Annotated in this window: 23 protein-coding genes; 17 read left to right on the top strand and 6 right to left on the bottom strand. The window is 65.8% G+C overall.

Going from position 1 to position 23,005, the window contains the following annotated elements; translation table 11 throughout:
* Positions 1–29 precede the first annotated feature (29 nt).
* Both ACZ60G_RS04960 and ACZ60G_RS04955 read left to right on the top strand, forming a co-directional pair.
* Positions 30–632 (top strand): ABC transporter ATP-binding protein, encoded by a 603-nt coding sequence (locus ACZ60G_RS04960; RefSeq protein ID WP_465807375.1) that lies wholly within the window; start codon positions 30–32, stop codon positions 630–632.
* Entirely contained in the window at positions 632–1,456 is an 825-nt protein-coding gene (locus ACZ60G_RS04955) for an ABC transporter permease (RefSeq protein ID WP_465807373.1), read from the top strand. The genes ACZ60G_RS04960 and ACZ60G_RS04955 overlap by 1 nt, the downstream gene beginning before the upstream one ends.
* A 67-nt stretch (positions 1,457–1,523) precedes the next feature.
* On the opposite strand, the gene ACZ60G_RS04950 is transcribed toward ACZ60G_RS04955, so the two are convergent.
* The 3 genes from ACZ60G_RS04950 to ACZ60G_RS04940 form a co-directional block, all read right to left on the bottom strand.
* Positions 1,524–3,530 carry a polyprenyl synthetase family protein gene (locus ACZ60G_RS04950; protein ID WP_465807371.1) on the bottom strand — a complete coding sequence of 669 codons (2,007 nt, stop codon included), beginning with the start codon at positions 3,528–3,530 and terminating at the stop codon, positions 1,524–1,526.
* Between the two features lie 466 nt (positions 3,531–3,996).
* Entirely contained in the window at positions 3,997–4,212 is a 216-nt protein-coding gene (locus tag ACZ60G_RS04945) for a DUF397 domain-containing protein (RefSeq protein WP_465807369.1), read from the bottom strand.
* On the bottom strand, positions 4,199–4,408 hold the full coding sequence (locus ACZ60G_RS04940; RefSeq protein ID WP_465807367.1) for a DUF397 domain-containing protein: 210 nt from the start codon (positions 4,406–4,408) through the stop codon (positions 4,199–4,201). Before ACZ60G_RS04940 ends, ACZ60G_RS04945 begins: the two co-directional genes overlap by 14 nt.
* 76 nt (positions 4,409–4,484) lie before the next feature.
* On the opposite strand from ACZ60G_RS04940, the gene ACZ60G_RS04935 reads away from it, so the two are divergent.
* A complete protein-coding gene (locus tag ACZ60G_RS04935; RefSeq protein WP_465807365.1) occupies positions 4,485–4,889 on the top strand; it encodes a hypothetical protein in 405 nt (134 codons plus the stop codon).
* A gap of 9 nt (positions 4,890–4,898) precedes the next feature.
* Complete coding sequence (locus ACZ60G_RS04930; RefSeq protein ID WP_465807363.1) at positions 4,899–5,153, top strand: hypothetical protein; 255 nt, start codon at positions 4,899–4,901, stop codon at positions 5,151–5,153.
* Between the two features lie 335 nt (positions 5,154–5,488).
* Here ACZ60G_RS04930 and ACZ60G_RS04925 read toward each other — a convergent pair whose 3' ends face one another.
* Positions 5,489–6,895 carry an outer membrane protein assembly factor BamB family protein gene (locus tag ACZ60G_RS04925; protein WP_465807362.1) on the bottom strand — a complete coding sequence of 469 codons (1,407 nt, stop codon included), beginning with the start codon at positions 6,893–6,895 and terminating at the stop codon, positions 5,489–5,491.
* Positions 6,896–7,374: 479 nt separating this feature from the next.
* Between ACZ60G_RS04925 and ACZ60G_RS04920 the strand changes: the two genes are divergently transcribed.
* From ACZ60G_RS04920 to ACZ60G_RS04900, 5 genes are all read left to right on the top strand, one after another.
* Entirely contained in the window at positions 7,375–8,640 is a 1,266-nt protein-coding gene (locus ACZ60G_RS04920) for a glutamate-5-semialdehyde dehydrogenase (RefSeq protein ID WP_465807360.1), read from the top strand.
* Between the two features lie 84 nt (positions 8,641–8,724).
* The gene (locus ACZ60G_RS04915) at positions 8,725–9,606 is read left to right on the top strand and encodes an AAA family ATPase (RefSeq protein ID WP_465807358.1); all 882 of its coding nucleotides are present in this window, start codon (positions 8,725–8,727) and stop codon (positions 9,604–9,606) included.
* Positions 9,607–9,609: 3 nt separating this feature from the next.
* On the top strand, positions 9,610–11,025 hold the full coding sequence (locus tag ACZ60G_RS04910) for a vWA domain-containing protein (protein WP_465807357.1): 1,416 nt from the start codon (positions 9,610–9,612) through the stop codon (positions 11,023–11,025).
* 91 nt (positions 11,026–11,116) lie between these two features.
* On the top strand, positions 11,117–12,970 hold the full coding sequence (locus ACZ60G_RS04905; RefSeq protein WP_465807355.1) for an HSP90 family protein: 1,854 nt from the start codon (positions 11,117–11,119) through the stop codon (positions 12,968–12,970).
* A 1-nt stretch (position 12,971) separates the two neighbouring features.
* Positions 12,972–14,924 (top strand): hypothetical protein, encoded by a 1,953-nt coding sequence (locus ACZ60G_RS04900; RefSeq protein ID WP_465807354.1) that lies wholly within the window; start codon positions 12,972–12,974, stop codon positions 14,922–14,924.
* Here ACZ60G_RS04900 and ACZ60G_RS04895 read toward each other — a convergent pair whose 3' ends face one another.
* Complete coding sequence (locus ACZ60G_RS04895) at positions 14,925–15,359, bottom strand: nuclear transport factor 2 family protein (RefSeq protein ID WP_465807352.1); 435 nt, start codon at positions 15,357–15,359, stop codon at positions 14,925–14,927. It abuts the gene before it with no gap.
* 173 nt (positions 15,360–15,532) lie between these two features.
* Here ACZ60G_RS04895 and ACZ60G_RS04890 point away from each other — a divergent pair, with 173 nt between their 5' ends.
* The 8 genes from ACZ60G_RS04890 to ACZ60G_RS04855 all read left to right on the top strand — a co-directional run bounded on the left by ACZ60G_RS04890 (position 15,533) and on the right by ACZ60G_RS04855 (position 21,717).
* Complete coding sequence (locus tag ACZ60G_RS04890) at positions 15,533–16,297, top strand: RsiV family protein (RefSeq protein WP_465807350.1); 765 nt, start codon at positions 15,533–15,535, stop codon at positions 16,295–16,297.
* A 65-nt stretch (positions 16,298–16,362) separates the two neighbouring features.
* Positions 16,363–17,043, top strand: coding sequence for an RsiV family protein (locus tag ACZ60G_RS04885; RefSeq protein ID WP_465807348.1), 681 nt, complete (start codon positions 16,363–16,365; stop codon positions 17,041–17,043).
* Between the two features lie 48 nt (positions 17,044–17,091).
* Positions 17,092–17,733, top strand: coding sequence for a nicotinate-nucleotide adenylyltransferase (gene nadD, locus ACZ60G_RS04880; RefSeq protein ID WP_330253267.1), 642 nt, complete (start codon positions 17,092–17,094; stop codon positions 17,731–17,733).
* An 83-nt stretch (positions 17,734–17,816) separates the two neighbouring features.
* Positions 17,817–18,254 (top strand): ribosome silencing factor, encoded by a 438-nt coding sequence (gene rsfS, locus ACZ60G_RS04875; RefSeq protein ID WP_465807345.1) that lies wholly within the window; start codon positions 17,817–17,819, stop codon positions 18,252–18,254.
* Complete coding sequence (locus tag ACZ60G_RS04870) at positions 18,251–18,910, top strand: histidine phosphatase family protein (RefSeq protein WP_465807344.1); 660 nt, start codon at positions 18,251–18,253, stop codon at positions 18,908–18,910. Before rsfS ends, ACZ60G_RS04870 begins: the two co-directional genes overlap by 4 nt.
* A gap of 508 nt (positions 18,911–19,418) precedes the next feature.
* Positions 19,419–20,114, top strand: a complete 696-nt coding sequence (gene octT, locus ACZ60G_RS04865; RefSeq protein ID WP_387291419.1) for a diglucosylglycerate octanoyltransferase — start codon at positions 19,419–19,421, stop codon at positions 20,112–20,114.
* 3 nt (positions 20,115–20,117) lie between these two features.
* A complete protein-coding gene (locus ACZ60G_RS04860; RefSeq protein WP_465807342.1) occupies positions 20,118–20,960 on the top strand; it encodes a DegV family protein in 843 nt (280 codons plus the stop codon).
* Between the two features lie 256 nt (positions 20,961–21,216).
* Entirely contained in the window at positions 21,217–21,717 is a 501-nt protein-coding gene (locus ACZ60G_RS04855) for a hypothetical protein (RefSeq protein ID WP_465807340.1), read from the top strand.
* Between the two features lie 3 nt (positions 21,718–21,720).
* Here the strand turns inward: ACZ60G_RS04855 and thrS are convergent, their stop codons facing one another.
* Positions 21,721–22,923: a threonine--tRNA ligase gene (thrS, locus tag ACZ60G_RS04850; protein WP_465807339.1), complete on the bottom strand. Its 1,203-nt coding sequence runs from the start codon at positions 22,921–22,923 to the stop codon at positions 21,721–21,723.
* Positions 22,924–23,005: the final 82 nt, after the last annotated feature.

Here is a 23,005-nt window from a genome sequence, read left to right as displayed (position 1 = left end):
ACTGCATCTGCGGCAGGCAAGGAGCGATGATGGAAGTGCAGAACGTCCACCACTCATACGGCAGGCGGTCGGTGCTGCGCGGTATCGACATCGTGCTGCCCGCGGGGACGCTGGTGGGCATCGTCGGTGAGAACGGGGTAGGGAAGTCGACACTGTTGAAGGTCCTTTCCGGAGGGCTGCGGCCGGACCGGGGAACGATCCGGCACCGTGGGCGGTTCGGGTACTGCCCGCAGCAGGTAGTGCTGAACGACGCCTTTACGGTTCGTCAGCACCTCGACTTCTTCGCTGCGGCTTATGCCGTTCCGGATCTGCGGCGGGCCGAGGAGACCATGGAGATCCTCCGGTTCTCCGAGTACATCGGCGAGCGGGTCGCGACGCTGAGCGGCGGCACCCGGCAGAAGCTCAACCTGACGTTGGCGGTGATGCACGACCCGCAGGTTCTGCTGCTCGACGAGCCATATCAGGGATTCGATTGGGAAACGTATTTGCGTTTCTGGGATCTGGTCACAGAATTCCGTGACAGCGGTCGGTCGGTTCTGGTCGTCTCGCATCTGGCCCACGACACCGACAAGCTGGATCAGGTGTGGCGGTTGCACGAGGGGGTCCTCCAAGACAGACAAGAGAAGGCTTGATGCGCAACGGTTTTCGACTGTTTCTGATCGCCACGCGCTTCGGCCTCATCGAGCACGCACGTAACCGGTTCGCCATGGTGTTGGTGGCCGCCTTCGTCCCCATATTGATCACCCTTGTGCGCGTGGCCGTCACCGGCATCGAGGTACCGTTCCGGCTCCGGGATACCGGTCTCGTGTTGCGCGCCAACGGCAATGAGCTCGCCCAGATCAGCGTTGCCCTGATGGCGGTCTCACTGATCATCGGATTCATGATGTTCGCGGCGACTTTCAGCAGTGGCGCATTCGATCGGCGATTATCGATGGCCGGGTATCCCCGGGCCACGCTTGGGCTGGCGAAGATTGCCTGCCTGGTGGTGGCCTCGGCGGTTGTCTGCACGTATGCCACCGCGATCATCTGCTGCTACTGGCCGCCTCGGCAGCCTGTCCTACTCGGCGCGGCCCTTTTCGGCGCGGCGATGACATACGGGGCACTGGGTGTCGCCCTCGGCGCGCTGCTGCGCCGGGAGGTGGAGGGCATGTTCGCCATCGCGATGATCAGCTGCGTCGACATGGCCGTGCAGAACCCCATCGCCAGCGCCGGGGCGGACAGCGATCTGGTGCGCTGGCTGCCCTCGTACGGGGCAATGCAGGCTTCGACCGCGGCCGGTTTCTCCGGCACCACGCCATTCGCGGGCTTCGCCGTGCAACTGGCCTGGTTCACCGCGAGCGCCCTCGTCGGACTGGTCGCTTTCCATTTGCGGACCCGCTCTTCTCTTCGACCCGCGATGTGGATCCGCATCTCTGGACCGCGCCTCCCAGGACGGACGAAGCTGGCCGAACACTGAGGGCGCGGCCCGCGCGACACCACGGTGAACCGAGCGGTCCACACCTGACTTTGTTCGGCTGCGGGGCTTACGGTGCGATAGGAGCCGGTTCGTCGGCCGGGTAGTAGATCTCTCGACGCAAGCGTTCCAAGTCCGGCGCTACGGAAGCGGAGGTCGGCACGTATCGATCGCTCTCACGTCCCCACAGCGCCACATTCGTGATGCTCTCGTATATCTGCGCGTAGTCCTTCCTCCTGCCCGACAGGCCGGGAAGCACGCGGATGAGTCCGGGGATGTAGCGGATCACCGCCTCGAGCTGGGCACGATGCTCCGCCACCTGGCGCTGCACCTGACCGACGGCTTCGCTACGGGTGCAACCGGTTTCGTGACGGACCGCCCGCACCAAGTTATAGGGGACTTGGTCCGCTTCGTCCTGATCCAACCCCACCAGGTCGTTCTCCACGAAGGTCACCCAGAAGGCGAGTTCCTCGAATCGGCGGATCACGGGGTGGTTGCGCAGCTTCGACGGCAGTTCGCTGTCCTGGTACACCTCTATGCAGGCGAGGGCGATTTCGATCCCACTGGTCGCGATCCGCAGCGGCAGGTAGTCGGCTGTGGCGGGGATGTAGCCGTCGATGCGATGGTGCGCTTCGCGTTCGGCCGCTTCGAACCACTCCTCGAGTCCGTCGAGGAACCGCTCCTGCCAGCGGGTGGTCCGGCCCGCGCGCAGACGCGGCCACAAACTCGCCCAGGCCGTTGCGATCGCGCCGGGCCGGGACGGCGCGTGCGGGTCCTTGCGCACCATCGCCACCATGCCGCGCCTCAGCGCGGTGACGGCCTCCGGGTCCGTCAGCTGCGGATCCTCGAAGAGGTCGTCCCACATCAGGGTCAGCACGGCCATGCCATAGGTCGTCTGTTCGCGTGCGGTGTCCGCTGCCGGGGTCAAGGTCTGTGCCGGGAGCTGGATCGCTCCTGTCCACCGGTGGTAGTCGGCCTCGGCAGCGGTGCGGGCCAGACCGGTGTCCAGCAGCCAGTTCCGCAACCATTGCGCGACGTGCGGCGGGAGCCCGGCAGCGCGGGCTAGCGGCTGCGTCGCGCGCGCAGCGACCGCTGGATCGGGCGTTCGCCGGTCGAGGATGGATCGGGCGTAGGCGATCATCGCGTCGCGGGCGTGTGGGTCGATGGGCACAGCGGCGAGTCGACCGGCAGCCCGGTCCATGAACTCATCAGCCATCGCCTGTGCTTCGTCGACGGCACCGGAGGTGATGACGAGCTCGTGGGCCCGCGCGACTTGCTCACGCGTCATTGCTCTGCGCAGCAGCCGGACGAGGTTCCCGTCGCGGGCGGCCGCGCGGATCACGGGAAGTGTGTAGATGCCCTCGGGCAGATCCGCGTTGACGGGCTTGCCCATTTCCTCGGCGGTCGAGGTCAGGTCGAGGATGTCGTCATACAGCTGGTAGGCCAGCCCGAAATGTCGGCCGAACAGGGCCAACGCCTCTTCTGCGTCCTCGGCGCGTCCGGCCTGCATCGCGCCGACCCGGCATGCCAGCGAGAGCACCGCGGCCGTTTTACCGTCGATCGCGTCCAAGTAGGACTGCTCACTGCGGGAGGCCACGTAGAGGTCGGCGGCCTCGATCACCATGCCCGCGCACATCTGCTCACCCGCGATCGCCCCCGCGAGAACTTCCCGCCCGCCTAGTTCGGCCAGCATGCGCACGCTCGCGAGCATCACGGAGTCCCCACCCAGTACCGCCATATGCGAACCCCACACCACGTTGGCACTGGGGCGGCCGCGACGCTGGTACGCGTGATCGACGACGTCGTCGTGGTAGAGCGAGCCCAGATGCAGCAACTCGACGGCAGCTGCGGCGCGCACCACGCGGTCGTCGGCCGGGGTCGCGGGATCGGTGAGCAGGTAGTACGACAGCAGGGTCAAAGTGGGACGAACCAGACGGCGAGAGGTGTCCGGCCCCTCGTCTGTGAGTGCGTTCAGTTCAGGCCTGCCCTCCAGTCGGACAGGGCCGAGAACCTCACGGACGCGGTCCAAGTCCGCATCCAGATGTGGGAAGACAGCCGAATCGATTTCACGTGACACGAGGGCACTCCTGACTGGTTACATCGGTCATCCGCAACACCGTTGATCAGTGGCATTGGACACCAACTTCGCGCGGAAGATGTTGGTATCGACCAATTTTGGTGCCGAAGTGACGTGAGCGATGTCGGCTGCGAGCACCATCGCGGGCGAATAACTCGGCGCTGCCCTGGGACTTCCGCGGCTGCGACGAGCGCACCCCGCCGAGAAAGCGCCGAACGTAGTCGAATGGTGGTCGCCCACGTCGCATTCGACCGCCATATCACTACGCTCGGCGGGCTGACGGAGGCGGATGGCGCCGCAGCACCAGAGTTGGACGGGTGGTCACCATGTAATGGTGTAGGCGAATGTCGAGAAGGCCCCGCCATTAGTGCATTCTCGTGGGGTGGGGGTGGGTGTGCTGTCCTGAAATTGTAACGGCCTCAGTCCATTACGGGTGGACTGAGGCCGTTGGCTGTGGTCGGGGCTGCTATGGGGTGGGGTGGGTGAATTCGCCGCCCTGTACGTCCGCTGCGAAGGCATCCCATTCGCTGGGGGTGAATACCAGTGCCGGGCCGGTTGGGTTTTTCGAGTCGCGGACGCCGACTCTGCCTGCGTCGAGCCAGGCAACCTCGACGCATTCTCCGCTGCCTTCGCTGTAGCTGCTCTTGAACCAGTTCACCCTGGATAGGTCAACCTTGACCACCCTTGTGCTCCTTCATTACCTGGGTGAAGGTATCCCACTCGCCGGGAGTGAATACCAGTGCTGGGCCGGTTGGGTTTTTCGAGTCGCGGACGCCGACTCTGCCTGCGTCGAGCCAGGCCACCTCTACGCATTTTGCGCCGCTCTCGCTGCGACTGCTCTTGAACCACTTCGCCCTGGACAGGTCAGCGTTCACCACGTTCGTGCTCCGTCGCTATCTGCCGCAACAGGTTTCTGCTCTCGACCTCACCCAGAGATACATCCTGGATGGCTGTGTGAAGCTCATGATAAAGCCGAACTTCATCGACATGGGCGCGGGTCGAACGCCCAGCCATCGAGACGGGGGCGGCGTGATGGGGGAGGACACGATCCCGCTGCCGAGTGTTTGCGGGTATGCCGATATCGAGTTGGCGCACGAGCAGATGCGCGAGCATCGCGCCTGTCGGATCGGCCGGTGCGTGTGGAAAGCGGCGGCATATTACACCCTGGTCGATGCGGGTCGCCTTGCGCCGCAGTCGTTGACGCCGCGTGAGCGCGCTGCCGCGAGGGGCCTCGAGTTCCCACCGCTCGACAGCCAGGTGCGCGCGGACGGTGGGCCGACGTTGCGAACCCTGCGTGAGGTGCTCGACAAACTCAACGCACTAGCGCTCCCTGGCGCGGACGGCGGTGGCCACAGGTAACGGTCCGGGATGAGCGAGCATCGCACCGAGGTGGACGGCTGGCAGGCGATCTGGCGGATCGAGAATTGTTGCATTCGAATGATGTTGGTGCGCAGGCTATCCGAAGCGGAAACGCTGATTTCGATGTCGAGCGTCGTGGCCGCGCCGGATTTGGTGCAGGTCCGTGAGCGGTTCCCGGAACTGGCGCGGTTGTGGGACGCGATTCGGCACGAATATTGGGCTGAATCCCTTGGCCCCGGGAGCAACGGCGCACGATCCGACTGACCGGCATCGGTCACGCGGATAGCCGGCACGGATATAGGTTGGAACCGGCTGCTGGCCCGGCTGTTCGGTGTGTTTGCGATCGCTGACTGGACTTGCTGGCCTGGGTCGGAGCCAGTTGCTGGCCGCTGTTGGGGGCGTTTGCGATCGCTGACTGGACTTGCTGGCGTGGGGCGGAGCCAGTTGCTGGCCCGGATGTTCGGGGCACTTGCGATCGCCAACAATCGGCGCGCGACCGCGTTGGTGGCGGTGATCGAAGGCTTTCGGCGGCGACACCGACCGCTGGGCCGCGTTCGATTCGAATTCACCGATGCGGCTGCGGCTGAATGCCGAACATGTTATGCCGCAGCGTATCCGGTGAATTCCCGTGCGGTCACTGTGACCATACGGCCGCCCATTGCCTTCACCACTGAGCGAAAGTTGGGCCTACCGCTTGGCGGTAACGGCATCGACCAAGCAGTCGAACCATCTGCGGCATCGATCGCGTGCACGGTGGTGCCGTCGGCCAGGATGAGGTGGCTTGCGTCGGTTATGCCGTCGTAGCTGGAGTAGCGGGAGGCATTCGAGAACGGCGTCGGTTGCTGCCAGATTTGGTGTCCGTCAGCGAGATCGAGGCCGGCGAGCTGTGATCCATCGAGCGATCCGACGATCACAGTGTTACCCACTACTCCTTCGATCGCGCTCTTGCGGCCGGCGTACTCGTCGATGCCGATCTGCGCATTGGTCCAGAGGACTCGGCCTGTCGTTCGCTCGTAGGCACTTTCGCCGGTGAGGATCGGCGGCGGCGTCGCGGTCGCGGTCGGGTACCACTCGAGGAGGAAGCTCGGGTGGCTGACCTCGGTGATCGGGTGGCCGTTGCGATCGAGAAGCGTGACCCGCCCCGCGCTCCCGCCCCGGTCGAACACCTGCAAAGCGACAACGCCGCCGTCGAACGTGTAGCCAACGGGGCCGGTGAACAGCAACTCGCCGGTGCGCAGATCGTAGACGCGAACGTCATGGTCGTGCCCGTCCCGGAAGTAGTCCTGCGTGATCCTGGGCCTGACCGGGTCGCCGGGAACGGGCGTCGGATACGTCCGCCGCCAGGTGGCGTCGATAGCGGAAACGGTCCCTCGCGTGGCGACGGCGGTCATCCAGTCCGCGGTTCGGCCGACTACCGAAACCACGCCGTCCCGCACCGCGACGTCCATGACCTCGAAGTCCGTCGTATGGTCCGCGAGTACCGCGCCCGTGGCAGCTTCGATGATCAACACCCGATGCGTGCCGTGGCAGGCGATCTTTCCGTCGAATACCTGCTCACGGCAGCCGAGGAGTTCGCCGACATCGGTCGTCCATCGCACCTGGCCGCTGGCCGGATCGATGCCGTGCATCCGCATCGGTCCGACGGTCAGTCCAGCATTTTCGCCCGGCCCGGGCTCGCCGGGCACCGCGGTTGCCGCGACGATCATCGTCCCGGCGTCCATCGGTGCGCCGTAGCCGTAATAGCGATCCAGCGTCTGCGGCGCGGCCAGCAAAACCGCACCGGGCGCGTCGGACAAGTCGGCAGCGCGCAATGTCCACTGTGGCACCGGAGTGGAGTCGAGCCGGTGCGAAATCCGGAACCGGCCGCCAGTCGCGGATACCTCGGGTGGCTGCACAGGCGATCGGTTCACCCAGACGACCGCAGCGGTCCCCGCCACCACGGCCACGACCAGCACCGTGATCCAGATCCGCCACTGATCGGCGAGCCACCTTGCCGCCTTGTTCACCCGGGGTCTCCTTCATGTATCTAACGGGACCAGACACCGGTCGGTCCGATACGCAAGGTATCGGCTTGTCAAGGCTGAGAACTCGGACCGGACCGAGCCGATGTGCCGGTTTATTCTGCCGCGCAGCGTGTTTCGGCGGGAACCACCTGCCGACCGGCCTTTCAGAGCCTCCGGTGCCTGCTGGCCGAAGCGCACGTAGTGCCGCGGCCAGCTAGCTTCTGAGGTAATCGAGGTCCGTCGAGCGCAGTCATATGGTGGTGCCGCGAGGCGTGTCGTGCCGCGTTTCGACTGCGCTCGGCGAGCGAGCCGGACCTGATGGTGCGGCAACCTATCCGGACGGGGGGACTGGCAGCGGCTGCAAGAACAGTTGCTGAGCGAACTCGGTGCCGGGCAGTTGGATGTCGAACGTGCTGGTCGTCCCCGGGCACTCGCGGGAATGGGTGCTGAGGCCACTTCGCCCGGTCAGTAGGCTGTCACCTATGACGGTAGGGACGACGACCGGCCAGGATATCCGCGAAGCGGTGCACGATGCCGCGCGCAAGGCTCGGGTTGCTTCGCGCGCGCTCGCACAGCTGACCACGGCGCAGAAGAACGAGGCGCTGCATGCGGCCGCGGATGCGTTGCTCGCGGCGGCCGATACCGTGCTCGCCGCCAATGCCGAGGACATCGCGACCGCGCAGGCGGCGGGGACCGAGGAGTCCCTGCTGGACCGGCTGCGGCTGACGAAGGCGCGCATCGACGGCATCGCGTCCGGGCTGCGTCAGGTGGCCGGGCTGCCGGATCCGGTCGGTGTGGTCGTGCGCGGGTCGACGCTGCCGAACGGGCTGGAGATCCGTCAGGTCCGGGTGCCGCTCGGCGTGGTGGGTATGGTCTACGAGGCCCGCCCGAATGTCACCGTCGACGCATTCGGACTCGCGCTCAAATCCGGCAATGCGGCGCTGCTGCGCGGTTCCTCCTCGGCCGCGCACTCCAATGCCGCACTGGTCACCGTGCTGCGGGAAGCCCTTGTCGCACTGGGCATTCCGGCCGATGCGGTCCAGCTGTTGCCCAGCCACGATCGCTCCAGCGTGACCCATCTGATCCAGGCCCGCGGTCTGGTCGACGTGGTCATCCCGCGCGGCGGCGCGGGCCTGATCAATGCCGTGGTCCGCGACGCACAGGTGCCAACCATCGAGACCGGCACCGGCAACTGCCACGTCTACGTGCACGAAGCCGCCGATCTGGAGATGGCCGAGCAGATCCTGATCAATGCCAAGACCCGCCGTCCCAGCGTGTGCAATGCCGCCGAGACGGTGCTCATCGATGACGCGATCGCCACCACCGCCGTGCCCCGGCTGATCGAGGCGCTGGAACGTCATGGCGTCACCGTGCACGGCGACTTGCCCGGACTGGTGCCCGCCAACGATCAGGACTGGGGCGAGGAGTACCTCACCCTCGATATCGCGCTCAAGGTCGTCAAGGATCTCGACGAGGCGGTCGAGCACATCAATACCTGGGGCACCGGCCACACCGAGGCGATCGTCACCGCTGAGCTGGCCGCGGCCCGCGAATTCACTAACCGCGTCGATGCCGCCGCTGTCATGGTGAACGCCTCCACCGCCTTCACCGACGGTGAGCAGTTCGGCTTCGGTGCGGAGATCGGCATCTCCACCCAGAAGCTGCACGCCCGCGGCCCGATGGCGCTGCCGGAACTGACCTCGACCAAGTGGATCGTCTGGGGCGACGGCCAGATCCGGCCGGTCTAGATTTCGTTCGGTGTAAGAACCGCCGAGCGCTTGCTTCGGGTACTCCCGTAGCTTTAGGGGTGGGAATGAATGGAAGGACGCTACGTGGGTACCGAAAGCGCAGTGCAGGAGCCGATCTTCACCTCGGTCGACGATGTGATCGAGCGGCTGGCCACGACCGGGTACCTGGCCGATAAGGCGACGGCGACCTCGGTATTCCTGGCCGATCGGCTCGGTAAGCCGCTGCTGATCGAGGGTCCTGCCGGTGTCGGCAAGACCGAACTGGCCAGGGCGGTCGCGCAGACCGCGGATGCGGAACTGGTGCGTCTGCAGTGCTACGAGGGCGTCGACGAGGCCCGCGCGCTGTACGAGTGGAATCACGCCAAGCAGATTCTGCGGATCCAGGCGTCCAGCGAGAACGACTGGGAAGAGACCAAGGCCGACGTCTTCACCGAGGAATTCCTGCTCTCGCGCCCGCTGCTGACCGCGATCCGTCGCGCCGATCCGACCGTGCTGCTCATCGATGAAACCGATAAGGCCGATGTCGAGATCGAGGGTCTGCTGCTCGAGGTGCTCAGCGATTTCGCGGTCACCGTTCCCGAACTCGGCACGATTGTCGCCAGCCGCAAGCCGTTCGTGGTGCTGACCTCCAACGCGACGCGTGAACTGTCCGAAGCGCTCAAGCGCCGCTGCCTCTACCTGCACCTGGACTTTCCGGACGAGGAACTCGAGCGCCGCATCCTGGCCAGCCGTGTTCCGGAGCTGTCCGCCTCGGTTGCCGCCCAGTTGGTTCGGATCGTGCACGTGCTGCGCGGGATGCAGCTGAAGAAGCTGCCGAGCGTCGCGGAATCGATCGACTGGGGACGCACCCTGCTCGCGCTGGGTCTGCAGGATCTCGACGAAACCACCGTGCGCGCCACCCTCGGTGTCGTGCTCAAGCACCAGGCCGACCACCAGCGCGCGCTGGCCGAGCTGAAGCTGGCCTGAGCCATGGCGGCCGGATCCCAGCCCATACTCGAAGCGCCGCACGGGATTTCGGGACATCTCGTCGGTTTCGTCGACGCTTTGCGGGCGCACGGCATCCCGGTCGGTCCCTCGGAGACGGTGGACGCCGGTCGTGTGGTGTCGGTGCTGGATCTGATGGACCGCGAGGTCGTGCGCGAGGGTCTGGCCTGCTCGCTACTGCGCCGCACCACCCATCGCGGTACTTTCGACGGCCTGTTCGACCTGTGGTTCCCGGCGGCCCTCGGCGCGCGTAGCAGCACTCCGGATGATCTCGACGTTCCGCGCACGCCGTCCGGGGAGATCGACATTGCCGCGCTGCGCGGACTACTCGCGGACCTGCTGACCAGGGAGGATTCGACGCAGCAGCAGGAAATGATCGCCGCACAGCTGGTCGAACAGCTCGGTCGGTACGAATCTTCGCGCGGCCCCTCCTTCTCCGCGTACCGGACGCTGCGCGAGGTCCAGCCGGAAACTCTGCTGGCCAGGATTCTGCAGGGTCTGGCCGCCGGACCGGATACCAGCGAATTCGATACCGAGATCGCCCGCCGTATCGGCCGACAGCGGATCGCCGGATTCCGCGCCATCGTGGAGGCGGAAACGCACCGGCGGGTGGCCGAGAATATCGGCAAGGAGCGCGTCGCGAGCTATGCCGTCGCTCGCCAAGTCGAGGATGTCGATTTCCTGCGTGCCTCCGAAACCGAGCTGGCGGAGATGCGACGCAGCACCCAGCGACTGGCCCGAATTCTGGCGTCCCGACTTGCCGTGCGCCGCAGGCATTCTCGTCGCGGTGAGATCGATCTGCGCAAGACGCTGCGTAAATCCATGTCGACCGGCGGCGTGCCCATCGACCTGGTGAATCGCAAACCGCGACCGGGTCGCCCCGAGTTGGTGCTGCTCTGCGATGTGTCCGGCTCGGTGGCCGGATTCAGCAACTTCACCCTCTTGCTGGTCAATTCGCTGCGCGAACAGTTCTCCCGGGTTCGGATATTCGCCTTCGTGGACCGGACCGATGAGGTGACCCGGTTCTTCGATCCGCACACCCAGCTGGACCAGTCCATGGCCCGCATCTTCACCGAGGGCAAGGTGGTCGGCCTGGACGGGCACTCCGACTACGGCCATGCGCTGTCGACCTTCGTCGAGCAGTGGCCCGATGCGGTGACCTCGCGCAGCTCGCTGCTGATTCTCGGCGATGCCCGCACCAATTACCGTGATCCGGATCTGAATACGCTGCGCGAGCTGGTGCGCACCGCCAAGCACGCGCATTGGCTCAATCCGGAGAAGGAAAGCAACTGGGGCACTGGCGATTCCGCCGCCGACAGTTATCGCGAAGTGATCGAGATGCACGAGTGTCGCTCGGCCAAACAATTGACCGCGGTGGTGTCCCGGCTGCTACCCGTGTGACGCGATTGTGACCGAACTCATTATCGGTCTCCGTTAACACCATCAGCATTCGTTAAGGGAACTATTGGCGCTGCGCACCAGGATTCGGTCCATGGTGAACAACGCGCCGGCTGGGTCTGGCCGCAGCGGTGGTGGGGATTATTCGTTCCAGGTCGATCTGCGCGGAATCGTCGATCTGCTCTCGCACCACTTGTATTCGAGTCCCCGGGTCTACATCCGTGAGCTACTGCAGAACGCGGTCGATGCCGTCACCGCGCGCAGGCAGCGCGATGCGTTGGCGCCCACCGCGATTCGGCTGGTCGTCGACGAATCGGGACTGCGGATAACCGATCACGGCATCGGTCTCACCGAGGCGGATGTGCACCGTTTCCTCGCCACCATCGGGCATTCGTCGAAGCGTGACGATATCGAGGGTGCGCGCCGAGAGTTCCTCGGGCAGTTCGGTATCGGGCTGCTGGCGTGCTTCACCGTGGCGGAGACGATCCGCGTGGTCACCCGCTCGGCCCTCGATCCGGACGCACGGCCCGTGGAATGGCTGGCCGCCGCCGACGGCACCTACTCACTGCGTCTGCTCGATCCAGTAGTGCGGCAAGAGCCGGGCACCACGGTGCATCTCACGCCGCGAGCCGGTGCGCAGGCGTGGTTCGCACCGGGGCGGGTGCTGGATTTGGTCCGCGACTATGGTTCGCTGCTGCCCTACGAGGTGACGGTCGAGGCGAATGGTGCCGGACTCCGCGCGACCGATGGTCCGCCGGTGTGGCGGCGCGCCTATGCATCCCCGGCCCAGCGGCGTGCGGCGCTGTTCGAGTACGGCGAGCGCGTCCTCGGCTTCACGCCGCTGGATGTGATCGATCTCGATGCCGAATTGGCGGGGGTCAGCGGGGTCGCATTCGTGCTGTCACAGCCGGGCAATCCCGCCGAAAGCAGTGCGCATCGGGTGTATCTCAAGGGCATGCTGCTCGGTGACGCGGTGCGCGGACTGCTGCCGGACTGGGCCTTCTTCGTGCGCTGTGTCATCGATACCGACAGCCTGCGCCCGACCGCCTCGCGTGAGGGACTCTACGAAGACGAACGCCTCGCCATCGTCCGCGACAGCCTCGGCGACCGAATCCGCGACTGGCTCACCGAAATCGCCGCCGAACAGCCCGAGCGGCTCGCCGCATTCCTGTCCGTGCACGCACTCGGGGTCAAGGCGATGGCACGGCATTCGCCGGACATGCTGCGGATCATGGTGCCGCACTTGCTGTTCGAGACGACCGATGGCCGGGTTCCGCTGACCGAATTCGCGCGTAACCATCCGACCGTGCGGGTGACGGCGACGGTGGAGGAATTCCGTCAAGTGGCCGCCACCGCGGCCGCGCAAGGCATCGGCGTCGTCAACGGCGGCTATGCCTACGATTCGGAACTCGTCGCGCTGCTGCCGACCATCCTGCCTGGTGTCACGGTGACCGAGCTGGACGCGGCCGCGGTTACGGCCGCCCTCGACCTGGTGGATCCCGCCGAGGAACTCTTGTTGGCTCCGGTGCTCGCCGCGGCCCGCACCGCACTGGATCCGCTGTCCTGCGATGTGATTCTGCGTGCGTTCCATCCGGTTTCGGTGCCCGCACTGCATCTGGACAGCCGGGGTGCGCGTAATGAGCGAGCACGGGTCGAGACCACCGTCGGCGCGGATGAGCTCTGGACCGAAATCCTCGGCGCGCTGGAGGCGAGCGCATCCCGTGCTCAACTGGTGTTGAACCACAACAGCCCGGTGGTCCGGCGCTTGAGCCGGATCGACGACCCGGCCTTCCTGCGGACGGCAGTCGAATCACTGTACGGCCAAGCGTTATTGATGACCCACCGGCCGTTGCGACCGGCCGATACCGCGCTGCTCAATCGCGCTTTCGGCGAATTCCTCAGCTGGGCGACCCGGCGTGTGGCGGGCGAGACCGCGGAGGAGGCCTGAGATGGATACCTCCGAGATCCAATCCGCGCTGGCGCAGAGCCGTTCGCTGCCACCCGGACGCTGCCGCACCGAACGACTGGAAACGCTTGCCGCCGAGGCGAAGTCGGGTCCGGACCGGGCCCTGGAGGGGAGTGTCCTGCTGGAGCTGGCCCAAGCGTATGCCTATGCGGGCGAACGCGATCTGGCACCGGTCGCCTACGGCAGGCTGTTGCGGATCTACGACGACTTCCCGGCCGAACTCGGTCCTATGACGCATTCGGTGCACTGGTATCTGAAATGGCTGACGTGGGGCTTGATCGAGAATCCCGGGGTGCCGCTGCGGACCACCTATCGCTGGCTCGACGAGCTCGAAAGCCGTTACCGGCAGCGGGGATACAGTGCGCGCCCGGTGCTCGCTTTGCGCTCCGACCTGGCGCGGCAACTGGGTCAGGACGATTTGGCCGCCGAACTGCTGGACGCCGCGCGGGCGGCACCGCGCGACAGCATGTCCGATTGCGACGCCTGTGAACGCAACCAGTGGGGAGCGAACTACGCGCAGGCCGGTGACGACGAGTCCGCACTGGAGAGCTGGCGTCCGGTCATCGACGGTGCGCGCAGTTGTGCCGAAGAGCCGCATCGGGTGCTCGGGCAGGCCCTGCTGCCGATGCTGCGCACCGGGCGCACCGCCGAGGCGCGCAGTGCGCATTTGACGGGTTATCCACTGGTGCGCCACCTTCCGGATCTGCGGCGCTCGGTCGGCGAGCACATCGAGTTCTGCGCGCTGACCGGGAACGAGGCACGTGGTCTGGAGATACTGGCCGAACACGCGGTGTGGCTGACCGATCCCGGCGCCGACGCCGCCATTCGGCTCGCATTCATATCGGGAGTGTGCGTGCTGTTGCGGCGGCTGACCGAGCTGGATCTCAGTGCACTCGAAGTCGATGCGGGCACGGTGGAGTCGGTACATGACAAGCTGAGCGTCGAAATCGGCCAGCTCACCGCACGTTACGACGCGCGCAATGGCAATACGGTGGTCAGCGAGCGGGTCGCGGCCCGGCTCGTGCAACAACCGCTGGTCAACCACCTGCCGCTCGGTGCGCGAAACACGTTGCCGCGCAAGGTTACTGCTGTAGTGCCTGCGAAGACCGCCACCACCGAGGAACAAGCCGAGGACGCGCGGCAGCTGGCCGAACTTGCCGCAGTACGCCTCGTCGACAATCCGAAGGATGCTGAACAGTACCTGCGCCAAGCACTTTCGATCGGCGCGACCGCGCTGCCCGCCGAACATCTCGCCCGGCTGAGTTCTCAGCTCGTCATGGTGCTCTCCGGACAGCAGGGCCGGGAATACGAACTGGCCGACGCGGCGCTCACCGCGGCCGCACGGTGGGAACCGATTTCGGCGGCGGATGCCACACACCTCACCTTCGTGGCCGCGCGAGCCTGCCACCGGGCCGGACGGCACGGGGAGGCGGCGGCCCTCTTCGAGCAGTCCTTCGCGACCGTCGAGCAGCCGTATCCGCCCGCCGAAATGGCGATCGTGCGCAGCCAATTCGGCGAATCCCTGCGCAAGCTCAACCGATTCCGTGATGCGGCACATCAATTCGTCGAGGCGGCTCGTCTGGTCCACAACGACCCCGACCGCGTCGAACTCGAAGCCGAGCTCGCCTGGTCGGCGGCCTCGGTGCTGGACTACTGCGGCGAAGACGAACAAGCTGTCGTCGCCTTCCTCCGCGCCGCCCACCTCTGGGGCACCCTCGATCGCATTGGCCCCCGAGCCAAATGCCTGCGCTCCGCCGCCTGGCTACAGCTCTACGGCGCCGGCTTGGAATCCGACCGCCCCTGGCTCACCACCATGCGCGACCTGCTCGCCGAACTGGAAAACATCGCCGAAACGTCCCCTACGCCCGAGATAACCACCGAACTCCTCAACACCCGCACCCAACTCGCCGACATGCAGCGCGACGACGACCACTGATCACCCAGCGACCAGCCCGCCGAGCAACGCCTCCACCTGGTCGAAAGCGATGGCACCCGCAAGCGGATTCGAGTAACTGCGGGTCGAGACGATCAACCCGTCACGCACCCGGGAGACGTTGATGATCAGCAGGTCGAACCGCTTGCCGGTGGCCAACACCGTTCCCTTGATCCGGTACTCGGCGATGACGACCTCGGGGTCCGCAGTCTCGTGAATGCGGACATCGTCGACGGAATCGAAGCGCTGAATCCGAGCACCCTCCACCAGATGAGCGCGAAACGCCTCGCGTCCGACCTCGGGATGCTCCGCACCCGGCGGCAGAAACGGCAACTCGAACACCGCGTCGACGGCATACACATCGGCCATCTCCGGCCTAGGGCCGCCAGAGGTCAAGGCCAGCAGGCGTTCGATGGTCTCGCGAGCGGTAACGGACATGGTGCATACTCCTGTTCAACAGCTAACCGGGGTGATCCCCCCGTTTAATATACGGGGCGCACGCCCCGTTTGTCAGCGTGCATTTGCGCACGATAAGAAAACTGTTAGGTGGCATCGGCATTGTTGGGAGGACACCGAGATCGGCTCGGTGCGTTGTCGATTCGGAGCTCCGGATGAAGAAGACCGCTGCTGTTATCGGCGCGCTGGCCAGCGCCGCAGTACTCACGGCCTGTGGGCCGGACGAATCGGCGACGACCGGGGGCGGATCGTCGGCGAGCGCGACACCGGCCGTGTCGGTGACGGCGACACCGGCGGCGTCGACGACCGTCGCCGGATCGCCTCGAGCCGAAACCTTCACCGCGACAACAGTTCATCTCGAGGGCGCCGGGTACAAGATCGACGTGCCTCAGGTGAGTGGTGGAAAGGCCGATGCCAGAGCCGAATTCAACGCGGCCGTGCAGGCCGGGGCGCAGGAGTGGATCGGCCGCATCAACCGTCCGGGCGATTCGGTCACCGGCGGTGACAGTCAGGTCGTCCGCATCGGTTCGCAGGTGCTCAGCGGGCATCTGGTCGTCATCATGTACTCCGAGGGCGCCGCGCATCCGAACAGCTTCGACGCCGCGCACGTCACCAACATCGATACCGGCAAGGCCATCACCCTGTCCGACCTGTTCACCGATCTGCAGCAGGGCCTGAACACGCTCTCGACTCAGGCCGAGGCCCAGGTGCAGCAGAATCCGCGCGCGACCGGCTACAGCCAAAGCCTGCTCACCCCGGTCGCCGAGCACTTCCAGACTTGGCTCGCCACGCCGGAGGGTATGCGGATCTATCTCGGTGAGATCGCCTCGCATGCCGCGGGCAATATCGATGTCACCGTGCCGTGGTCCGCGCTGGACGGCGTGCTGAAGCCGGGGATGCGCGCGGTCGTCAGCAGCTGACGGATCCTCGATAGCTCGCGGTGGTACGTTCTCGGGCACGAACGCGAGCTATTCGGGGAGGCGAAATGAGGAAGACCGCTGTCGCTGTCCTGGTCGGCGTCCTGTTCGCCGTACTGACGGCGTGCGGGGCCGCCGACCGGGCCGATTCGCCCCCGGCACCGCCCTTCACCGCGACCTCGATTCGACTGGAGGGCCCCTGGTACTCCTTCGACCTGCCGCAGGTCGAAGGCGGAACCGAGGATGCGCGCACCGACTTCAACGACGGCTTGCGCGCCGAGCTGGATCCGTACCTGCGGGCCGCGGCGGAGAACCAGAAGGTGAAGGGGTACAAAAGTGAGGTCGCGCACATCGGCCGCCATGTGCTCAGCGGTGTGCTCGGCATCGAGGTCGACGACGGCTATGTGCACCCGACGACCTTCAAACGCACCCACGTGACGGATATCGACACCGGCAAGACGCTCACCCTGCCGGATCTGTTCACCGATCTGCCGAAGGCCCTCGATCGACTGTCGGCGCAGGCGGAGGTGCAGATCCCCAAGTCCCGCATCGGCACGAACCCCTACGACAAGCAGCGCATCGCACCGGCCGTGGAGAACTTCAAGGACTGGCTGGCCATGCCCGACGGTCTGCGGGTCTACCTCGGGGAGATCGCCTCGCACGCGCTGGGCTATATCGACATCACGATCCCGTGGTCCGAACTCGACGCAGTGCTGAAGCCGGGTCTGCGGGCGGTCGTCAGCAGTTGACCGTCCGGCCCCGGCTCGGACCGAACCGACCGGTTAAGCTCGGCTCTCATGCAGGAGAACGGTCGGCGTCGACGCAAGCTGGGGGTGATGGGTGGCACTTTCGACCCCATCCACCACGGCCACCTCGTCGCCGCCAGCGAGGTCGCGAACCGGTTCGAACTGGACGAAGTGATCTTCGTCCCGACCGGACAGCCGTGGCAGAAGGCCGATAAGCAGGTCAGCCCGGCCGAGGATCGCTACCTCATGACTGTGATCGCGACCGCTTCCAATCCCCGATTCTCGGTCAGCCGAGCCGATATCGACCGGGGCAAGGTCACCTACACCGTCGACACCCTGCGTGAGATGCGCACCAAGCATCCAGACGCCGAGCTGTACTTCATCACCGGAGCTGACGCGCTCGCCAACATCTTGACGTGGCAGGATTGGGCGGAGTTGTTCGAACTGGCGAAATTCGTCGGGGTGAGCCGACCGGGGTATGAGCTGAACACCGATCATCTCGAGGAGCATCTGCGTGACCTGCCGGTCGATGCGGTGACCATGATCGAGATCCCGGCGTTGGCGATCTCATCGAGTGAATGTCGTCGCCGCGCCGCCGAGAACCGGCCGGTGTGGTACCTCGTGCCCGACGGCGTCGTGCAGTACATATCGAAGCGGCATTTATATGTGCCCGTAGGAGTGGAAGGTAAATAAGGCGTGAGCGAGCGCAGCGAGCGAACCAATAACGGAGCCGCTGATGCGGTCATGCCGGAGCCGAGCGCCAGCGAGGTGGAGGCATGAGCGCATCTGTCGAATCGGTGGAGATGGCACAGGTCGCCGCGCGCGCGGCGGACGAGAAGCTGGCCACCGACGTCGTGGTGCTCGACGTCTCCGAACAGTTGGTGATCACCGACTGCTTCGTGATCGCCTCCGCGCCGAACGAGCGTCAGGTCAATGCCATCGTCGACAATGTCGAGGAAAAGCTCCGCGAAGCCGGGCACAAGCCGGTCCGGCGCGAGGGGACCCGCGAGGGCCGGTGGGCACTGCTGGATTACGTCGACATCGTCGTGCACATCCAGCACAATGACGAACGCAATTTCTATGCGCTGGAACGGCTCTGGAAGGATTGTCCGGCGGTTCCGGTGGACGGGATCGCGGCCGGGACCGAGGTGTTCAAGCACGCCGAGTCCGAGGGTGTCGTGATGCGTGATGAAGCGGGGGAAGAACGCGAGTGAGCAAGTATGCCGGCGTCCGCACGCTGATCCTGCTGCGGCACGGGCAGACCGAGTGGAATGCTTCCGACCGGATGCAAGGGCAGATCGACACCGATCTCACCGAGCTCGGTCGTCGTCAGGCGAAAGAGGCTGCGCGCGAACTGGTTTCGCGCAATGCGATCGCCATCGTCTCCTCTGATCTGCGGCGCGCCTTCGATACCGCCTCGGCACTGGCCGACCACACCGATGTTCCGGTGGTCCTGGATCGGCGGCTGCGGGAAACCAACCTCGGCGACTGGGAGGGATTGACCCATCTGGAGGTCGACGCCGACTATCCGGGCGCGCGGGTCGCGTGGCGCTTGGATGCGGCCTATACCCCGCCCGGTGGTGAGAGCAAGCTCGAGGTCGGCGCACGGTCCCTGCCGGTTGTTCGAGAATTGTTCGCCGAGCGGCAGGATTGGCCAGGCCGGACTATCATCCTGGTGGCGCACGGCGGGCTGATCGCCGCCCTTACGGCCGCGCTGCTCGACCTGCCGCCGCGGAACTGGCCTGCCCTAGGGGGATTGGCCAATACCAGCTGGGTGCAGCTGAGCAGTCACGGTCCGAGCATCGATCAGCCCGGTTGGCGCCTGGATGTGTGGAATGCAGCGGCGAAGGTGGCCCCGGATGTCCTCTGAAGAACCGGTTCGGCAGGTACCGGATGAATTGTTCCGTCGGGTTTCGGCGAAGCCCGAACGGGCGATCCCGGACGCGCTATTCGGACCTCCCCCGGTGAAGACGGTCGAGCCGGAGGAACCGGCCGAGTCTCAGTCGGCCGAGTCCGACAGCGACGAATCTGTTGCCGCCGCCGACTCCGGGGAAGGTAACGAGGAGCCCGCCGCGTACGCGACCGAGTTCGGAACCGGCGCGGAGCCTGCGGAACCGGCAAGTGAACCACCGGAAGGTGTTGCGGCAGCTTCTGATACGGATATCGCGGCGTCGACTGATGAGTCGGTGATCGGCGCTGCTCCCACAGATGAGTCCATAATTCCCGCAGCGGAATCCGCGCCCGAAGTCACGGTTGCGGTTTCGGCGCGCGGTGACGAATCCGCAGTGGATTCGGTCGTCGACGATCCCTCGCTCGAATCGGTTACCGGCGACGAGGTTACGGCCGATCCGGCCTCGACCGATGAATCGGATCGTCCGGTGCTGCTGGTGATCGCGGACTCGCTGTCCTACTTCGGTCCGAAGGGCGGCCTGCCCGCGGACCATCCGAAGATCTGGCCGAATCTGGTCGGCGCCGAACTCGATTGGGATGTCGAGCTGATCGGGCGGATCGGCTGGACCTGCCGGGACGCGTACTGGGCGCTGATCGGCGACCCCCGGGTGTGGGCCGCGGTACCGCGCGCGGGTGCGGTCGTCTTCGCGGTCGGCGGCATGGACACTCTGCCCTCGCCGCTGCCGACCGCGCTGCGCGAGTTGATCCGCTATGTGCGTCCGCCCGTGCTGCGTCGCGGGGTCCGCGCCACCTACAACTGGCTGCAGCCCAAGCTGTCGAAACTTGGTCGCCCCGTGGCATTGCCGCCGAAGGTGAGCGTGGACTACCTGGAGCAGTCGCGCGAAGCGCTGGCCCAGTTGCGTCCGGATCTGCCGGTCGTCGCGGTACTGCCGTCCGTGCACAACTGCGCCGCATACGGGCATGTGCACAGCGGCCGGGAGCCTGCCGTCAAGGCACTGCGCGCATGGTCGGACAAGACTTCCGTCCCGCTGGTCGATCTCGGTGAAGCGGTGCGCGAGGACATCTTCTCCGGCGACGCGAATCCGGACGGCATCCACTGGGGGTGGGCCGGACATACTGCAGTGGCGAATTCGATGGTGAAGACCTTGCAGGAGGTTCGGTAGTCCGTGGCCGTTGTGGTCGTCACCGATTCGTCCGCCAGCCTCCCTGCCGAACTCGTCGCTGAGTTGGACATCGCCGTTGTCCCACTGCATGTGCTGGTCGGCGACCGCACCATCCGCGAAGGCGTCGACGCCATCGATATCGACTACGGCTCGGATACCGTGACGACCTCGGCGGCCTCACCCGGTGAGCTGCGTGCCGTCTACGAGCAGGCGCTGGAGCGCAGTAATGGGGACGGCGTTGTCGCGGTGCACCTTTCGCGCCAACTCTCCGGTACCTGGGAGGCGGGACGGCAGGCGGTCCGCGATATGGATGCCGCCGATCAGGTCCGGTTGGTAGATTCACTCGGCGCCGGTCTGGCTACCGGCTTGCCGGTGCTCGCCGCCGCGCGCCGCGCGCACAGTGGGGCGACATTGGATGTCGTCTATGACACCGCCGTCGCCGCGGCCAGTCGATCACGCACCTTCGTCCTGGTGAACCGCACCGAGCAATTGCGGCGTGGCGGCCGATTGAGCAGCGCCGCGGCCTTTTTCGGCAGCGAACTGGTGAGCAAACCGCTGCTGCAGATCGTCGAGGGTCGCCTGGAACTGCGCGAAAAGGTTCGTACCCGCTCCAAGGCCTACGCCAAACTCGTTGCGGCAGCGGTGGATGCGGCCGGTGACGACGGTGCCGCCGTCGCCGTACAACACCTTGGTGCCGAGGATGCCGCGAATACCGTCGCCACCCAACTGCGCGAGTTGCTGCCCGGCATACGCGAATTGATCGTCGCGGAATTCGGGCCGACGCTGGCCGTCCACCTCGGCCTCGGTGCGGTCGGTGTGTTGGTCGTCCCCGGCGGCTGCGCCTGATCGGCTACGGTCCAGCACTCGCGAGTGCGCCGCATCTCTGGTCGAATGGCGTGGTGGGCGTAAAAATTTCTGCGTGATCGCAACCCCTTCGGTCGGCACCGGAGGTGACTAACGTCGCGGCATGACCACTGAGGCACTGAACTGATCGCCGATGCCACGATCCACAATGTGCGCCGGTGCCGCCAGGCGGCACCGCCCGACCCGACCTCGTCAGCGGGATATCACCAAGTGCCGCAACGGCGCTCGGCGATATCGAGTGGGATGGCGGAACTTCGATATCGAGACGGTGTATGGCAGCTATGGCGACAATATGGGGAGCGAATGCCCGATCTGCGATAAGCATCGGGGGATCGGTGCGCTGGTCGGTCCGGTGATCTACGTGGATGACCTGGTATTGGTCACACATCGGCCGCTCACCGAGGGCACGCCGGTGCCGGGCTACCTCTTCGTGGAGACCCGGCGGCACGCACCGACGTTGTCCACCTTGACCGACGCCGAGGCCCAGGCGGTGGGCTGGGCCGCTCGACGCGCCGCGCACGCGTTACACGTCGAGCTGGTACCGGAATTCGTGTTCTCCGCGATCACCGGACTGGGCGTCGCGCATTTCCATCAGCACGTATTCGCTCGTCCGCATGGCACCCCCGCCTCGGTGCCGTGGACGAACGCCGATGCGTGGCCGAACACGCCACAGATCGATGCGTGCGCACTCGGCGAACTGTGTGACCGCTTGGCGATCCACTTCGTCACCGAGCATTGACGGTCAGAGCAGGGTGCTGTGCGCGGCGATGAGTTCGGTTATGCGGGAGAGCAATTCGTCGACACTTAACGGCTCAAGGCGTTGTCCGTCCCGAAGCCGCACCGCGACAAGGTCATTCGCGACCTCCTTGGGACCTATCACGACTTGGTAGGGGACCAGGCGAGCTTCGCGAATGCGCGCGCCGAGACTGCCCTGATCGGCGATTTCGGCGCGCAGTCCCAGCTGGAGACAGCGTTCGGCGAGCGCTTCGGCGGGTGCCGACTCGGCCGCCGAAACCGGTAGGACGACCAACTGGGTCGGGGCAAGCCAGGCCGGGAACGCACCGCCGTGCACCTCGATCAGGTGCGCGACGGCCCGCTCGACGCTGCCGATAATGCTGCGGTGCACCATGACCGGCTGATGCTTGACCCCGTCCGCGCCGATGTAGTGCAGATCGAATTGCTCCGGTTGGTGGAAGTCGACCTGCACGGTGGACAGGGTGAATTCGCGGCCCGCGCTGTCGGTGAATTGAATATCGATCTTGGGGCCGTAGAAGGCGGCCTCGCCCTCAGCTGCTTCGTAGGGCAGGCCGGAACGGTCGAGCACATCGGTGAGCATCGCGATCGACTGCTGCCAGAGTTCTGGGGCAGCAACGTATTTCCCGCCCGGTCCAGGCAGTGAGAGGCGGTATCGGGTGGGCTGGATGCCCATGGCCGCGTGCGCCGATCGAATCAGTTCCAGCGCGCCCGCGACCTCGTCGGCGACCTGATCCACGGTGCAGAAGATGTGTGCGTCATTGAGCTGGATCGCGCGGACACGGGTGAGTCCGCCGAGTACACCGGAGAGTTCCGACCGATACATCCCGCCCAATTCGGCCATCCGCAAAGGCAATTCGCGGTAGCTGTGCGAGCGGGAGCGAAATATCACCGCGTGATGCGGACACAGGCTCGGGCGCAGCACCATCTGCTCGCCGCCCAACTGCATGGGCGGGAACATGTCGTCGCGATAGTGCGACCAGTGCCCGGATATTTCGTAGAGCTCCCGCTTCCCGAGCGCCGGTGAGTACACGTGCCGGTACCCGGCCCGTCGCTCCGCGGTGCGGATGAATTCCTCGAGTGCGTGGCGTACGGTGGCGCCGTCGGGCAGCCAGTACGGCAGGCCGGATCCGATCAGCGGGTCGGTATCGAACAGGCCGAGTTCGCGGCCGAGTTTGCGGTGGTCGTGCACGGGGTCTCCTCGCGGACAGCGGGCGAGTGAGCACAAGACGAAGCCCCGGGCACTCGCCCGGGGCTTTCGATCATGACAGCAA

Source organism: Nocardia sp. NPDC102475 (assembly GCF_055584605.1).
The sequence above is the reverse complement of the archived record's forward strand: the minus strand, read 5'-3'. Positions and strand labels throughout refer to the sequence as shown.

Bases quoted from the DNA above. Each gene is read 5' to 3' on its own strand.
- ACZ60G_RS04960 (WP_465807375.1), top strand. From the start codon at position 30: ATGGAAGTGCAGAACGTCCACCACTCATACGGCAGGCGGTCGGTGCTG.
- ACZ60G_RS04955 (WP_465807373.1), top strand. From the start codon at position 632: ATGCGCAACGGTTTTCGACTGTTTCTGATCGCCACGCGCTTCGGCCTC.
- ACZ60G_RS04930 (WP_465807363.1), top strand. From the start codon at position 4,899: ATGAGCGAGCATCGCACCGAGGTGGACGGCTGGCAGGCGATCTGGCGG.
- ACZ60G_RS04920 (WP_465807360.1), top strand. From the start codon at position 7,375: ATGACGGTAGGGACGACGACCGGCCAGGATATCCGCGAAGCGGTGCAC.
- ACZ60G_RS04910 (WP_465807357.1), top strand. From the start codon at position 9,610: ATGGCGGCCGGATCCCAGCCCATACTCGAAGCGCCGCACGGGATTTCG.
- ACZ60G_RS04905 (WP_465807355.1), top strand. From the start codon at position 11,117: ATGGTGAACAACGCGCCGGCTGGGTCTGGCCGCAGCGGTGGTGGGGAT.
- ACZ60G_RS04900 (WP_465807354.1), top strand. From the start codon at position 12,972: ATGGATACCTCCGAGATCCAATCCGCGCTGGCGCAGAGCCGTTCGCTG.
- ACZ60G_RS04895 (WP_465807352.1), bottom strand. From the start codon at position 15,359: ATGTCCGTTACCGCTCGCGAGACCATCGAACGCCTGCTGGCCTTGACC.
- ACZ60G_RS04890 (WP_465807350.1), top strand. From the start codon at position 15,533: ATGAAGAAGACCGCTGCTGTTATCGGCGCGCTGGCCAGCGCCGCAGTA.
- ACZ60G_RS04885 (WP_465807348.1), top strand. From the start codon at position 16,363: ATGAGGAAGACCGCTGTCGCTGTCCTGGTCGGCGTCCTGTTCGCCGTA.
- nadD (WP_330253267.1), top strand. From the start codon at position 17,092: ATGCAGGAGAACGGTCGGCGTCGACGCAAGCTGGGGGTGATGGGTGGC.
- rsfS (WP_465807345.1), top strand. From the start codon at position 17,817: ATGAGCGCATCTGTCGAATCGGTGGAGATGGCACAGGTCGCCGCGCGC.